Origin of the sequence: Micromonospora sp. II, from assembly GCF_001709195.1 — a bacterium.
In the GTDB taxonomy this organism is placed as follows: Bacteria; Actinomycetota; Actinomycetes; order Mycobacteriales; family Micromonosporaceae; genus Micromonospora; species Micromonospora chalcea.
The window spans coordinates 128,471-143,175 of the sequence record NZ_LYXF01000078.1 but is presented as its reverse complement, the minus strand read 5'-3'; the positions used below and the strand labels follow the sequence as shown (position 1 = coordinate 143,175).

Sequence of the window (14,705 nt, the reverse complement as noted above, 5' to 3'; positions counted from 1 at the left end):
AGCCTTGAGCAAAATTTGCGGGAAGCCCGCCGGTCAGAGTTCGGTGACCACCAGGTCGACCTGCCGGGGCCGCCCGGCCGCCCGGGGCGCCTCCTCGACCGTGTACTTCAGCTCCCGCAGCGCCCCCACCAGCGCGTCGGCGGTACGCGGCCGGGCGTCGGCGAGCAGCAGATCCCGTACCAGCCGGCCCTTCGTCGCCTTGTTGAAGTGGCTCACCACCGACCGGGTCGGCGTGCCGTCCACGGTCCGCTCGTGCAGCACCCGCACCGTCACCGTCCGCTCGGCGAGCGCGCCGCGCGGCGTCCAGGTGGCCGCGTACGCGCCGGAGCGCAGGTCCAGCACCGGGCCGCGTCCGGCGGCGGGCTCCAGCACCGGCCCGAGCGCGCCACGCCAGTACGCCGACAGCGCCCCGAGCCCGGGCAGCCGCGCCCCGATCGGGCAGCGGTACGGCGGGATCCGGTCGGGGAGGCGTACCGCGCCCCACAGCCCGGAGCTGATCAGCACCTGGCGGCGGGCCGCCCGCTGCGCGTCGGGCGGCAGCGTGTCCAGGCCCAGCGCCTCGTAGAGCACGCCGGTGTAGAGCCGCCCGGCCGGGGCGGTCGCCGCCTCCCGCAGCCGGGCGTTGCGGCGCAGCTCGCCGCGCTGCCCCTCGGTGAGGCCCAGCGCGGCCAGGGCCGCCGTCTCGTCCGGCCCGGCGCACAGGTCGACGAGCGAGGTCAGCACCGCCTCCCGGGCCGGGTTCAGCTCGGTCAGGGACAGCCGGGACAGGTCCAGCCGGCGGCCGGTGCCGGCCTCGGCCTTCCCCTCCGACGGGGGCAGCAGGATGAGCACCGGCACAGCGTACGGGCCGGGCTCAGCGCCACGGCCGTACGGCACGGTCGGGGTGGTACACGCGACTGCCGCCCACCTCGGCCACCACCGCCGCGTCGGCGCGGTCACCCAGCAGCCGACGCAGTGTGCGCTCGGCGGGGGAGCCGACGTCCAGCACGTACCCGGGCTGTTGCGCGCGCGCCACCCGCTGCCAGTACGCCGGATAGCGGTTCTGCCCGGGCGTCAGCGCCCCGTCGAGCACGCCGCAGGCCACCGTCTCCCCGGTGTTGAAGATCAGCCGGTTGCAGGTCCAGTAGTCCCCGTACACCTCGTGCAGACCGGCCTCCCGCACCGTGTCGGCCAGGCGGCGGGCCGTGCGCTCCTCGTCCCGTACGCCCGGCACGCCGGGCAGGAACGCCACGGTCCCGGCGACCGTGGCGGCGGTCAGCCCGGCCAGCACCACCGCCGCCGTGGCGCCGCCGAACCGGGCGGCCGGACCGGCGGTTCTGCGCAGCGCGTGCGCGGCGGCCAGCCAGAGCGGCCACAGCACGGCCGGCAGCGAGATCTGCAGCACCGACAGGTACCTGGAGTTGCCGAGCGGGTCGGTCGCGGCGAGCGGGCTGCGCACGTACGCCAGCAGGGTCAACGCCGCGCCCACTACCAGCGCGAGGATCGCCGCGGCCCGGACCCGCGCGGCGTGGTCGGCGGCCCGGCGGTACGCGACCAGCCCGAGCGCCGCGGCGGCCACCAGCAGCACCGGGTAGAGCACGCCGAACCACTGCGCCCAGCGCGCGCAGCCGTCCATCGGGCACATGCCCGACGCCAGCGGCACCCCTTCCAGCAGTCCGCCGCGCAGCCGTTCGGCGAGCGACGGCGCGACGCCCTCCTTGGTGCTGATCTCCCGGAACACCGACAGCGAGTCCTGTCCGGCCGGCGCGACGATGTTGTCCTTCACCATCGGCGCGATCCCGGCGGCGAAGCCCGCCACCAGCAGCACGCCCGGCCAGCCGATCAGCTCCCGGGGCATGGCCAGGACCAGCACCACGCCCGCCACCAGCAGGTACGGCGCGATCAGCCAGTCCGACCAGAGCGCCAGCCCGGCGAGCAGCCCGAACGCGCCGGTGGCCAGCCAGCGGTGCCGGACCCGCTCCTCGCCGAGCGCGACCGCGAGCAGCAGCATCGCCAGCACCGCCGGCTTCACCTCGGGACGGCCGCCGACCACTGTGAGCTGGTCGCGGACCACCCGCTCCGAGCCGAGCGCCAGCAGGCCCACCACGACGACCGCCAGCCAGGGGGAGAACAGGCGGCGGGTCAGCCGGTACGCCAGCCACAGGAACACCGCGAACAGCGCGAGCAGCGGCAGCCGCAGCACCGGCCAGCTCGGCCCGGCCCAGCCGACCAGCGGCGCGGCCAGGTAGGACTCCAGCACGCCCATGTAGCGCTGGCCGTAGAGGAAGACCGGCCGCTCACCGCGCTCGGCGATGTGCAGCGCGGCCAGCCCGAACGTGGCCTCGTCGCTGTTCGACGCGGGCACCGTGAGCAGCGTCAGCACCAGGCGGTAGCCGACTCCGGCCACACCGAGCAGCAACGCCACCAGCGCGGGCGCGTCCGGACGCGGCCGCACCCGGTCCCGCTTCGTCGTCGACACGACCAACGCCCCCGTCGTCGCCCCGACCGCAGTCTGTCACGGCGGAACGCGGCTCCGAGGGCCGATCGGTGTGGATCACTCGCGTGGCCGGGCCCGGCTGGGTGTGGCAGTGTTGCAGCGTGCCACCCACACCACCGGACCAGCTTGCCGTACCGCGACTGCACCGCGCCGCGCGCTTCGAGGACGCCGTGCACGGCCTGGTCGAGCGCCGGTTGCGGCGCACCGGGTGGCAGCCCAACATCATCGCGTACGCGGGCTACGGCGCCCCGGGCTGGGCGCGGGTGCTCTGCCGGGTGCTGCTGGGCCGCCCGGACACCCGGCGGCGGGGCCGCCTGGACAAGGTGCGGGGCTGGCGCAGCTTCGCCACGCTGCCCGCCAAGCACATCCGGGTGACCATCGAGGCCGACGGCGTGCGCCAGGAGGTGACCGCCGACCGCAGCGGGTTCGTCGACACCGTGATCGAGGCCGACTTCACCCCCGGCTGGGGCTGCGTACGCCTCAGCGTCGCCGACGCCGAACCGGTGGAGGCGCTGGTCCGCGTGCTCGACCCGGCCGTCCGGTTCGGCATCCTCTCCGACATCGACGACACCGTCATGGTGACCGCGCTGCCCCGGCCGCTGCTGGCCGCGTGGAACACGTTCGTGCTGGACGAGCACGCCCGCACGGCGGTGCCGGGCATGGCGGTGCTGTACGAGCGGCTGGCCACCGCCCACCCGGGCGCCCCGGTCTTCTACCTGTCCACCGGCGCCTGGAACGTCGCGCCGACGCTGACCCGGTTCCTGTCCCGCCACCTTTACCCGGCCGGGCCGCTGCTGCTCACCGACTGGGGGCCGACCGCCGACCGGTGGTTCCGCAGCGGCCGGGAGCACAAGCGGGCCACGCTGGCCCGGCTGTCCCGGGAGTTCCCCKAGGTGCGGTGGCTGCTGATCGGCGACGACGGGCAGCACGACCCGGAGATCTACCGGGAGTTCGCCGCAGCGCACCCGGACCACGTAGCAGGGGTGGCGATCCGGCAGCTGTCGCCGACCCAGTCGGTGCTGGCCGGCAGCCTGCCCGCCCCCGCCGGACGGCCGTCCTCCGGCCCGGTCGGCCAGAAGTGGCTGAGCGCCCCCGACGGCGCCGGCCTCTGGAAGCTCCTCCGAGAAGCCGACCTGGTCTGACCGCCGGCCCCTCCTCTTCGCGTCGATCATGAGGTTGACCGCCTTGTAGAGATCGACAACTGCCGTCAACCTCATGATCGGCGGCCGACTGTCACGGCGTCACCACGATCTTGCCCGTCGCCGTTCCCTTCTCCAGGTACCGGTGCGCCTCGACGATGTCGTTCAACGTGAACACCCGGTCCACCATCGGTTGCAGCACGCCGGTGCGGACACCAGCGGCCAGGAACGCGGCGACGCGCCGGGCGGTCACCGGGTCGACCATGTCCGCAAAACTCATGTAGCGATAGATGGTCAGTGACGGATTCGCCGGGAACGACGCCGGGCGCGGGTCCAGCCAGCCCACCGTGGCCAGGGTGCCGCCGAGCTTCGCAGCCAGCGACAGCTCGGCCAGGCCCGGGCCCATGACAGCGTCCAGGATGATGTCGGCGCCCACCCCACCGGTGTGCCGCCGGGTGGCCTCCCCGATGTCCTCCCGGTCGGTGGCGATCACCGCGGCGGCTCCGGCGGCCAACAGGCTCTCCACTTTGGCGCTCTGCCGGGTGACCGCGATCGGCACGGCGCCGATCTGGTTGGCGATCTGGATCGCGGCCCGCCCGACACCGCCCGACGCCGCGGTGATCAGGACCTGGTCCCCGGGCCGCATCCCGGCTCTGTCCACCAGCGCGCCGTAGGCGGTGAAGTACGACACCCAGAGCGCCGCCGCAGCGACGGGCTCCAGCCCGGCGGGCCGTGGCACGACCCGGTCGGCCGGCAGCACTGTGTACTCGGCGTACGCACCCCTGGTCTCGAAGTCGGGTATCGCACCGAGGATGACCGGGTCGCCGACGGCCAGCCCGGTCACCCCGGACCCGAGCGCGTCGATCACACCGGTCCCCTCGACGCCCAGCCGCGCGTGCGGCAACGGCACGGGCCGCGGGGACTGCCCGGCCCGGACCATCTGGTCGAGCGGGTTGACCGCGAAGGCCTCGATCCGTACGCGTACCTCGCCGGCCGCGGGCTCGACGACCGGCTCGTCGACGACGCGCAGAACGTCCGGACCGCCGGTCTCGTCGAACACGACTACTCGTGGCATGAATGGCTCCTTGCGTTCCTGAAGGGCTTCGCCGCAAGACGCTACGGAGCCGATAGGAACCCGCTGGTACCTTTCGACTTTGTGCACGACACCCCGGGCCCGGTCTTCCTCGCCGATTGCCCCACCCGCCTGGCCGTCGAGATCATCACCGAGAAGTGGGCGGTGATCGTGCTGTTCGCACTCAGCCTGCAACCCCGGCGCCCCGGCGAGCTGGCCCAACTCATCGGCGGCATCTCCCACAAGGTTCTCACCCAGACCCTGCGCCGCCTGCAGGCATACGGCCTGGTCGAACGCCACGCCTACGCCGAGGCACCCCCACGCGTCGAGTACAGCCTCACTCCACTCGGGCAGACCCTGGTCGAGCCGATCAAGGTTCTGACCGACTGGGCTCGAGACAACGGCGAAGCGATCATCGACTTCCAGGAACAGAACGAGCGCTGAACCAACCCGCCCAACCGAAGACGCTGTCTCAGTGCCGGCCGCCGTGGCTGTTCTGGCGGTACTCGCACTCAGGCAGTTGCGGGTAGGAGCCAGAGAACGCCCAGCGGCGGGACCCGCAGGGAGACCGACGCGGGCAGGCCGTGCCAGGGGATGTTCTCCGCGTGCACCTCGCCCAGGTTGCCCACGCCGGAACCGCCGTAGTGGTGGGCGTCGGTGTTCAGCGCCTCGGCCCACGTACCGGCCGCCGGCAGGCCGATCCGGTAGTCCTCCAGCGGCAGCGCGGAGAAGTTCGCCACGCACACCAGCGTCTGCCCGTCCGGCGCGATCCGGATGAACGACACCGCGTTGTTGGCCACGTCGTCCCCGGCGATCCAGCGGAAACCGGYCGGGTCGGTGTCCTGCGCCCAGAGCGCCGGGCTGTCCCGGTAGACCCGGTTCAGGTCGGCGACGAGCCGCTGCACGCCCGCGCGGGCCGGATCGTGGGTGAGGTACCAGTCGAGGCCGCGCTCCTCGCTCCACTCCCTGTCGTCGGCCAGCTCGCAGCCCATGAAGAGCAACTGCTTGCCCGGGTGCGCCCACATGTACGCCAGCAGCGCCCGTACGGTGGCCAGCCGCTGCCAGGTGTCGCCGGGCATCTTGCCGGCCAGTGACCCCTTGCCGTGCACCACCTCGTCGTGGCTGATCGGCAGCACGTAGTTCTCGCTCCACGCGTACGCCAGCGAGAACGTGAGCTGATGGTGGTGGTGCTGCCGGTAGATCGGGTCCTTGGAGGTGTAGAGCAGGGTGTCGTGCATCCAGCCCATGTTCCACTTGAACCCGAAACCGAGCCCGCCCTCGGAGGTGGGCTTCGTGACGCCGGGCCAGGCGGTGGACTCCTCGGCGATCATCAGCACGCCCGGGTGGTGCCGGTAGACGGTGGCGTTGACCTCCTGGAGGAACGCGATCGCCTCCAGGTTCTCCCGGCCGCCGTGCACGTTCGGCGCCCACTGCCCGTCGGAGCGGGAGTAGTCCAGGTAGAGCATCGAGGCCACCGCGTCCACGCGCAGCCCGTCGATGTGGAACTCGTCCAGCCAGTACAGCGCGTTGGCGACCAGGAAGTTGCGGACCTCGTTGCGGCCGAAGTCGAAGACGTACGTGCCCCAGTCGGGGTGCTCGCCGCGACGCGGGTCGGGGTGCTCGTACAGCGGGGTGCCGTCGAAGCGCGCGAGCGCCCACTCGTCCTTGGGGAAGTGCGCCGGCACCCAGTCCAGGAGCACGCCGATGCCGGCGGCGTGCAGCCGGTCCACCAGATACCGGAAGTCGTCCGGGTCGCCGAACCGGGCGGTGGGCGCGTAGTAGCCGGTGACCTGGTAGCCCCACGAGCCGCCGAACGGGTGCTCCATCACCGGCAGGAACTCCACGTGGGTGAAGCCCATCTCCAGCACGTACGCGGTGAGCTGCTCGGCCAGCTCCCGGTAGCCGAGGCCGGGCCGCCACGAGCCCAGGTGCACCTCGTACACGCTCATCGGCTCCTGGTGCGGCGCCTGCCGGGACCGGCGCGCGAGCCAGTCCGCGTCGCCCCACTCGTACCGTGACTCGTGCACCACCGACGCGGTGGCCGGCGGCACCTCGGTGCGCGCGGCCATCGGGTCGGCCTTGTCCCGCCACCTGCCGTCGGCGCCGAGGATGCGGTACTTGTAGCGGCTGCCCACCGGCAGGCCGGGCACGAAGATCTCCCACACGCCGCTGGACCCGAGCGACCGCATCGGCCAGCCGTCGTCCGGCGCCCAGCCGGTCACGTCGCCGATCAGCCGCACCGCGCGGGCGTTGGGGGCCCAGACGGTGAACGCGACGCCCTCGTCGAAGACCCGGGCGCCGAGCGCCGCCCAGAGCCGCTCGTGCCGGCCCTCGCCGATCAGGTGCAGGTCGAGGTCGCCGAGCGTGGGCGGATAACGGTACGGGTCGTCGTGCGTCGTGCCGTCCACCTCGACCCGGTAGTCGAGCACCTCGCCGGGGAGCACCGCCTCGAAGACACCGGCGTCGTGCACCCGCTTCATCGGGTGCGCCTCGCCGGCGACGAGCAGCGTCACCTCGCCGGCGCCCCGGCGCAGCGTCCGGATCGTGGTGCTCCCGCCGGCCGGGTGCGCGCCGAGCACGGCGTGCGGGTCGTGTACCTCGCCGGTGATCAGCTGGTCCATCGGGCGTCGTCCTTGTCGGCCGGTGCGGTCGGGGCGGTGCCGCCGGAGAGGTCGGCGGGTACGTCTTCGACTGTCAGGTCTGGTGCGGCCGGCTGCTCCGGTTCGGCGGGGGCCGGTGCGGCCGGGCGGCGCACGGTGAGCACGTGCGCCGGTTGCAGGTACGGGTCGAGGCGTACCGCGTTGCGCTGCCCCCAGTCGTACTCGGCGCCGGTCAGCTCGTCGCGCACGGTGAACCGCTCGTGCCAGTCCAGCCCGAGCGCCGGCATGTCGAGCGTGGTGTTGCCCCACTGCACCTCGCGGGAGTCGAACGAGCAGACCACGATCACCGTGTTGCCGGTCTGGAGGTCGTGCTTCGACCAGCACAGCAGCGCCGGGTTGTCGATGTCGTGGAACCGCAGGTTGCGCAGCTGGTGCAGGGCGGGGTTGTCCCGGCGTACCCGGTTCAGCGTGGTGATGAACGGCGCCAGCGACCGGCCCTGCGCCAGCGCGGCGTCCCAGTCCCGGGGCCGCAGCTCGTACTTCTCGTTGTCCAGGTACTCCTCGGCGCCCGGACGGGCCACATGCTCGAACAGCTCGAACCCGGCGTACATGCCCCACGAGGGGGAGAGCAGCGCGGCCAGCACCGCCCGGATCTTGAACATCGGCGGGCCGCCGTGCTGCAACGACGAGTGCAGGATGTCCGGCGTGTTCGGCCAGAAGTTCGGCCGCATCCAGTCGACCGAGGCGACCAGCTCCTCGCAGTACTCCCGCATCTCGGCCGCCGTCGTGCGCCAGGTGAAATAGGTGTACGACTGGGTGAAACCGATCTTGCCGAGCCCGTGCATGATCGCCGGCCGGGTGAACGCCTCGGCCAGGAACAGCACGTCCGGGTCGACCTTCTTGACCTCGGCGATCAGCCAGTGCCAGAAGTCGAACGGCTTGGTGTGCGGGTTGTCCACCCGGAAGATCCGGATGCCCTCGCCGACCCAGTGCAGCACCACCCGCAGCACCTCGGCCCGGATGCCCTCGGGGTCGTTGTCGAAGTTCAGCGGATAGATGTCCTGGTACTTCTTCGGCGGGTTCTCCGCGTACGCGATGCTGCCGTCGGCGCGGGTGGTGAACCACTCCGGGTGCTCGGTGACCCACGGGTGGTCCGGCGCGCACTGCAACGCCAGGTCCATCGCCACCTCGAGACCCTGCTCGGCGGCGGCAGCGACGAAGTCGCGGAAGTCTTCAGGCGTACCCAGGTCGGGGTGGATGGCGTCGTGGCCGCCCTCGGCCGCGCCGATGGCCCACGGCGAGCCCACGTCGTCCGGCCCGGCGGTGAGCGCGTTGTTGCGGCCCTTGCGGTTGACCCGGCCGATCGGGTGGATCGGCGGCAGGTAGAGCACGTCGAAACCCATCGCCGCGACACCCGGCAGCCGCTCCATGGCGGTGGCGAACGTGCCGGAACGGGCGGGCGCGTCGACGGTGGCCGGGACCGCGCCCTCGGAGCGGGGGAAGAACTCGTACCAGGCGGAGAAGAGCGCCCGCGGCCGGTCCACCCAGAGCGTGCGCTCCTCGCCGGTGGTGACCAGCTCACGGACCGGGTGCTCCCAGAGCAGGCCGGCCAGGTCCAGCGCCGCGCTCACCCGCCGCGGCAGGTCCCGCTCGTCGTCGGCCAGGGCCCGCGCGGCTTCGCGTACGCGATCCCGGTCGGCCTTCGGCACCAGCTCCAGCGCGGCGGTCAGCACGCGTACGCCCTCGGCCAGGTCGTTCGCCAGCTCGGCCGCGCCCTGGCCGGCGGCGAGCTTCTTGGTGACCGCGTTCTGCCAGGTTAAGTACGGATCTTGGAACGCCTCCACGGCGAAGCGCCACAGGCCCACCGCATCCGGGCGGATGGTGGCGTGCCAGCGGTCCTGGCCGGGTTCGCCCGGGCGCATCCGGGTGAACGGGCGGGCCGCGCCGTCCGGGCCGAGCCAGACCACGTTGCACCCGAGCGCGTCGTGGCCCTCGCGGTAGGCCCGCGCCGACACCGGCACGACCTCGCCGACCACCGCCTTGGCCGGGTAGCGACCGCAGGAGACGACGGGGGAGACGTCTTCGATCGGGAACCGTCCAGTCACCCGCTCAACCTACTGCGCGAGATCCTCTCGCGCTCGGCGACTTCACCTGAGCCCTCAACCCGCTCACGAGGGCGTCGAGTTCGTGCCGGTGAGGCACCCGTGCCGTTCCACCGAACGAGCGTGGGCTGCGGTGAGTGGAACGCTATGGGTGTCAAAAGGGCGCTGAGGCACCCATGGCGTTCCACCGAACGGGTGGCGGACTTCCGGCGGCCGGCCCCGTGCCACGAACGGCCTCTTTCCGCGCCTCGGGCACAGGGTCGGCGGGCTGCGGGCGCTCTGGCCCGCCGACGGCGACGTTCAGGTCGACCGCTGGGCGACGAAGACGAACTCCCGGCCGGCGCGGTCGGGCGCGTCCCGCACGTCGAGCACCCGGTAGCCGGCGGCCGCCAGGCTCGCCTCGACCTCGTCCCGGTCGCGGAACCGCAGCGTCGAGTCCGACGTGACGACGGCGCCGTCGGCCGGGAACCGGTACGTGAACCGGAAGGACACGAACGGCAGGTCCACAGCGGTGACCTCGAGACGTCGTTCCACCGGCCCGACGCCCGGCACGTCCCGGGTCACCGGCGCGGTGTCCGCCGCCCACTCCTCCCACGCGCGGCGCTCGGGACGCCGCGTCTCGAACACGAGATGCCCGCCGGGCCGCAGCGCCGCGTGGACGCCCCGCAGGGTGCGCGCCCAGTCGTCGTCGGCGCAGAACACCTGCGCCACGTTGCCGGTCATCACGGCCAGGTCGGCGCGCAGCGGTGGCAGCGTCGTGGCGTCGCCGTGCACCCAGCGCACGCGGCCTTCGCGGTCCTTCGACCGGGCGACGGCGAGGGACGCCCTGGCCGGGTCGACCCCCACGACGGTACGGCCGTGCCGGGCGAGCAGCAGGACCAGGTTCCCGGTGCCGCAGCCGAGGTCGAGCACCACGCGCGCGTCCAGCTCGTCGGCGATCGCGAGGTACGCGTCCAGGTCGTCCCGGTCGCCGTCGAACGCGTCGTAGACCGGCGCGAGCCGAGGATGGGCGAAGATCGCATCCGGCATCCGGGGACTGTATCCGCCGCCGACCGCGAGGGGCGGGCTGTTGAGAAGGGGCCCTTCCTCTACCGGAGGCGTTAAGAAGGTGCCCTTCCTTACCCGCCCACCGAGCGGTAGACCTCGAGCGTCTGGCGGGCGATCGCGTCCCAGGAGAAGTGCTCCACGGCCCGCCGCCGCCCCGCCGCGCCGAACGCGGCGATCCGCTCCGGGTCGGCCAGCAGCTCGTTCATGCGCGCGGCCAGGTCGGCCACGAAACGCTCCGGGTCCAGCGGCGTGCCGGAGCCGTCGCCGGCCTGCTCGATCGGCACCAGCAGCCCGGTCTCGCCGTCTGCCACCACCTCCGGGATGCCGCCCGTGGCGGTCGCCACCACCGCCGTCTCGCAGGCCATCGCCTCCAGGTTGACGATGCCCATCGGCTCGTACACGGACGGGCAGACGAAGATCGTGGCGTGGGTGAGCACCTGGATCACCTCGTGCTTGGGCAGCATCTCCGCCACCCAGACGACCCCCGACCGCTTCGCGCGCAGCTCGGCGGCCAGCTCCTCGACCTCCGCGCCGATCTCCGGCGTGTCAGGTGCGCCGGCCAGCAGCACCAGCTGGACGTCGGCGGGCAGCTCGCGGGCGGCGCGCAGCAGGTACGGCAGGCCCTTCTGCTTGGTGATCCGCCCGACGTAGACCACGCTGGGCCGGGACGGGTCGATGCCGAGCCGGTCGAGCACGTCGGTGTTCCGGTCCGGCGCGTACTGCGCGGTGTCGATGCCGTTGTAGACCACGCGGACCCGGTCCGGGTTCACCGCCGGATACGCGGTGAGCACGTCGCGGCGCATCCCCGCGCTCACCGCGATGATCGCGTCGGCGGCCTCGAACGCGGTCCGCTCGCACCAGGAGGAGAGCGCGTACCCGCCGCCGAGCTGCTCGGCCTTCCACGGGCGCAGCGGCTCCAGACTGTGCGCGGTGACCACGTGCGGCACCCCGTGCAGCAGCTTCGCGGTGTGCCCGGCCAGGTTCGCGTACCAGGTGTGGCTGTGCACCACGTCGGTGCCGGCCGTGCCGGCGGCCATCTCCAGGTCGACGCCCATGACCCGCAGCGCGGCGTTCGCGCCGGCCAACGCGGCCGGCTCGGCGTACGCGGTGACGCCGGGCTCGTCGCGCGGCGCGCCGAAGCAGTGCACCCGCACGTCGGCGAGCCGGCGCAGCTCGCGGGCGAGGTATTCCACGTGCACGCCGGCGCCGCCGTACACCTCCGGCGGGTACTCGCGGGTGAGCAGGTCGACGCGCATCGGTGCCATGCCCGCACCCTAGTGCAGAGCGGCGTGTCGCACGCGGTGCGCAAGTGTGGGCGTCCGAGTGGTGAAGTCGGTTCCGGGTCGTTAGCGTCTGAGCATGGCTGCCAAGGTGCTCGCGATCGTCCTGGCCGGCGGGGAGGGCAAGCGCCTGATGCCCCTGACGACCGACCGGGCGAAGCCCGCCGTCCCCTTCGGCGGGATGTACCGCATGGTCGACTTCGTCCTGTCCAACCTGGCGAACGCCGGCTTCCTCAAGATCGTCGTGCTGACCCAGTACAAGTCGCACTCGCTGGACCGGCACATCACCAAGACCTGGCGGATGTCGACGCTGCTCGGCAACTACGTCACGCCGGTGCCGGCGCAGCAGCGCCGCGGCCCGTGGTGGTTCGCCGGCTCGGCCGACGCGATCTACCAGAGCTTCAACCTGATCAACGACGAGCAGCCCGACTACGTGATCGTCTTCGGTGCCGACCACATCTATCGGATGGACCCCCGGCAGATGGTCGACGACCACATCGCCTCCGGCGCCGGGGTGACGGTGGCCGGCATCCGGCAGCCGCTGTCGATGGCCGACCAGTTCGGCGTGATCGAGGTCGGCGAGGACGGCAAGCGCATCCGCGCGTTCCGGGAGAAGCCCACCGACGCGGTGGGGCTGCCCGACGCGCCGGACCAGATCTACGCCTCGATGGGCAACTACGTGTTCACCACGAAGGCGCTGTGCGAGGCGGTCGAGCGCGACGCGGCGGACAAGACCAGCAAGCACGACATGGGCGGCAGCATCATCCCGATGCTGGTCGAGCGCGGCGAGGCGAACGTCTACGACTTCAAGGACAACGAGGTGCCGGGCAGCACCGACCGGGACCGCGGCTACTGGCGGGACGTGGGGACGCTCGACTCGTTCTACGACGCGCACATGGATCTGATCAACGTGCACCCGGTGTTCAACCTCTACAACTTCGAGTGGCCGATCTACACCGAGCAGCCGCCGTACCCGCCGGCCAAGTTCGTGCACGCCTGGGGCGAGCGGGTCGGCCGCGCGGTCAGCTCGATGGTGTCGCCCGGCTCGGTGATCTCCGGCTCGCTGGTGGAGAACTCGATCGTGTCGCCGAAGGTGAAGGTCCACTCGTGGGCGCACGTCGACGGCGCCGTGCTGATGGAGGGTGTCCAGATCGGCCGCCACGCGGTCGTCCGGCGCGCGATCCTGGACAAGAACGTCCACGTCCCGGAGGGCGCCGAGATCGGCGTCGACCTGGAGAAGGACCGCCAGCGCTACACCGTGTCCGACAACGGCATCGTCGTGATCGGCAAGGGCCAGCGCGTCGAGCCCTGAGCAGCACCACCGCAACCCGAGGAGGATCCCGCAGTGGCCCACCCCCGTGCCGGCCAGCCCGCGCAGCCCGACGATCTGGTCGACGTGCCCCGGCTGGTCACCGCCTACTACGCCGAGCACCCGGATCCGGACGACCCGGCGCAGCAGGTCTCGTTCGGCACCTCCGGGCACCGCGGGTCCAGCCTGCGCCACGCGTTCAACTCCGACCACATCCTCGCCGTCACCCAGGCGCTCTGCGACTACCGGCGCGAGCAGGGCCTCGACGGGCCGCTGTTCCTCGGCCGGGACACCCACGCGCTCTCCGCGCCGGCCGAGGCCGACGCGCTGGAGGTGCTCGCCGCCAACGGCGTCACCGTGCTGCGCGACAGCCGCGACGGCTACACCCCGACGCCCGCCGTCTCGCACGCCATCCTCACCCACAACCGGGGCCGCACCAGCGGCCTCGCCGACGGCATCGTGATCACCCCGTCGCACAACCCGCCGTCCGACGGCGGGTTCAAGTACAACCCCACGCACGGCGGGCCCGCCGACACCGACGCCACGAAGTGGATCCAGGACCGCGCGAACGCGATCCTCGCCGCCGGGCTCAAGGAGGTGAGACGCATCCCGTACGCGCGGGCGCGCGCCGCCGACACCACCGGGGGGTACGACTTCCTCGCCCGGTACGTCGACGACCTGCCCGCCGCGCTGGACATCGACGCGATCCGCGACGCCGGGGTGCGCATCGGCGCGGACCCGATGGGCGGGGCGAGCGTGGCGTACTGGGGGGAGATCGCCGACCGGCACCGCCTCGACCTGACGGTGATCAACCCGCTGGTGGACCCGACGTGGCGGTTCATGACGCTCGACGGCGACGGCAAGATCCGGATGGACTGCTCGTCACCGAACGCGATGGCCTCGCTGATCGCCGCCCGGGACGACTACGCGGTCTCCACCGGCAACGACGCCGACGCCGACCGGCACGGCATCGTCACGCCCGACGGCGGCCTGATGAACCCCAACCACTACCTGGCCGTCGCGATCGGCCACCTGTTCCGTACCCGGGAGCAGTGGGGCCCGGCCGCGGCGGTGGGCAAGACGCTCGTCTCCTCCTCGATGATCGACCGGGTCGCGGCCGACCTCGGCCGCCCGCTGCTGGAGGTCCCGGTCGGGTTCAAGTGGTTCGTGCCCGGCCTGCTCGACGGCGCCGTCGGCTTCGGCGGCGAGGAGAGCGCCGGCGCGTCGTTCCTGCGCCGCGACGGCGGCACCTGGACCACCGACAAGGACGGCATCCTGCTCTGCCTGCTCGCCGCCGAGATCATCGCCACCACCGGGCGTACGCCCAGCGAGCACTGGGCCGAGCTGGCCGACCGCTTCGGCGCGCCCGCGTACGCCCGCATCGACGCCCCGGCCGGGCGCGAGGAGAAGGCGGTCCTGGCCAAGCTGTCGCCGGAGCAGGTCACCGCCACCGAGCTGGCCGGTGAGCCGATCACCGCGATCCTCACCACCGCACCCGGCAACGGCGCCGCGATCGGCGGCCTCAAGGTGACCACCGAGTCGGGCTGGTTCGCCGCCCGCCCGTCCGGCACCGAGGACGTCTACAAGATCTACGCCGAGTCGTTCCAGGGCCCGGAGCACCTGGCCCGGATCCAGGAGGAGGCCAAGGCGCTCGTCGACGGGGTGCTCGGGGCGTCCTGA

At 72.6% G+C, this 14,705-nt stretch carries 11 protein-coding genes; 4 read left to right on the top strand and 7 right to left on the bottom strand.

The window, feature by feature from the left end:
- Positions 1-33 precede the first annotated feature (33 nt).
- Both yaaA and A8711_RS29075 read right to left on the bottom strand, forming a co-directional pair.
- Positions 34-837 carry a peroxide stress protein YaaA gene (gene yaaA / locus A8711_RS29080; RefSeq protein ID WP_083297128.1) on the bottom strand — a complete coding sequence of 268 codons (804 nt, stop codon included), beginning with the start codon at positions 835-837 and terminating at the stop codon, positions 34-36.
- 16 nt (positions 838-853) lie between these two features.
- Positions 854-2,458 carry a hypothetical protein gene (locus tag A8711_RS29075; protein ID WP_069089952.1) on the bottom strand — a complete coding sequence of 535 codons (1,605 nt, stop codon included), beginning with the start codon at positions 2,456-2,458 and terminating at the stop codon, positions 854-856.
- Positions 2,459-2,577: 119 nt separating this feature from the next.
- Here A8711_RS29075 and A8711_RS29070 point away from each other — a divergent pair, with 119 nt between their 5' ends.
- On the top strand, positions 2,578-3,618 hold the full coding sequence (locus tag A8711_RS29070) for an App1 family protein (protein WP_369830133.1): 1,041 nt from the start codon (positions 2,578-2,580) through the stop codon (positions 3,616-3,618).
- Between the two features lie 91 nt (positions 3,619-3,709).
- Here A8711_RS29070 and A8711_RS29065 read toward each other — a convergent pair whose 3' ends face one another.
- Positions 3,710-4,690 (bottom strand): zinc-dependent alcohol dehydrogenase family protein, encoded by a 981-nt coding sequence (locus tag A8711_RS29065; protein WP_064447484.1) that lies wholly within the window; start codon positions 4,688-4,690, stop codon positions 3,710-3,712.
- 81 nt (positions 4,691-4,771) lie between these two features.
- Between A8711_RS29065 and A8711_RS29060 the strand changes: the two genes are divergently transcribed.
- Positions 4,772-5,131 (top strand): helix-turn-helix domain-containing protein, encoded by a 360-nt coding sequence (locus A8711_RS29060; protein WP_069089950.1) that lies wholly within the window; start codon positions 4,772-4,774, stop codon positions 5,129-5,131.
- A gap of 68 nt (positions 5,132-5,199) precedes the next feature.
- Here A8711_RS29060 and glgB read toward each other — a convergent pair whose 3' ends face one another.
- From glgB to glgA, 4 genes are all read right to left on the bottom strand, one after another.
- Entirely contained in the window at positions 5,200-7,308 is a 2,109-nt protein-coding gene (gene glgB / locus A8711_RS29055; protein WP_069089949.1) for a 1,4-alpha-glucan branching protein GlgB, read from the bottom strand.
- On the bottom strand, positions 7,296-9,392 hold the full coding sequence (locus A8711_RS29050) for an alpha-1,4-glucan--maltose-1-phosphate maltosyltransferase (RefSeq protein WP_069089948.1): 2,097 nt from the start codon (positions 9,390-9,392) through the stop codon (positions 7,296-7,298). Before A8711_RS29050 ends, glgB begins: the two co-directional genes overlap by 13 nt.
- Before the next feature lie 297 nt (positions 9,393-9,689).
- Entirely contained in the window at positions 9,690-10,418 is a 729-nt protein-coding gene (locus A8711_RS29045) for a class I SAM-dependent methyltransferase (protein ID WP_064447488.1), read from the bottom strand.
- An 89-nt stretch (positions 10,419-10,507) separates the two neighbouring features.
- On the bottom strand, positions 10,508-11,701 hold the full coding sequence (gene glgA / locus A8711_RS29040) for a glycogen synthase (RefSeq protein WP_069089947.1): 1,194 nt from the start codon (positions 11,699-11,701) through the stop codon (positions 10,508-10,510).
- Positions 11,702-11,795: 94 nt separating this feature from the next.
- On the opposite strand from glgA, the gene glgC reads away from it, so the two are divergent.
- Together glgC and pgm are read left to right on the top strand one after the other, a co-directional pair.
- Entirely contained in the window at positions 11,796-13,028 is a 1,233-nt protein-coding gene (glgC, locus tag A8711_RS29035; protein ID WP_043325096.1) for a glucose-1-phosphate adenylyltransferase, read from the top strand.
- A gap of 33 nt (positions 13,029-13,061) precedes the next feature.
- A complete protein-coding gene (gene pgm / locus A8711_RS29030) occupies positions 13,062-14,705 on the top strand; it encodes a phosphoglucomutase (alpha-D-glucose-1,6-bisphosphate-dependent) (RefSeq protein WP_069089946.1) in 1,644 nt (547 codons plus the stop codon).

Excerpts from the sequence above, each read along its gene's own strand:
- A8711_RS29065 (WP_064447484.1), bottom strand. The coding sequence starts at position 4,690 with ATGCCACGAGTAGTCGTGTTCGACGAGACCGGCGGTCCGGACGTTCTG.
- A8711_RS29045 (WP_064447488.1), bottom strand. The coding sequence starts at position 10,418 with ATGCCGGATGCGATCTTCGCCCATCCTCGGCTCGCGCCGGTCTACGAC.
- glgA (WP_069089947.1), bottom strand. The coding sequence starts at position 11,701 with ATGGCACCGATGCGCGTCGACCTGCTCACCCGCGAGTACCCGCCGGAG.
- glgC (WP_043325096.1), top strand. The coding sequence starts at position 11,796 with ATGGCTGCCAAGGTGCTCGCGATCGTCCTGGCCGGCGGGGAGGGCAAG.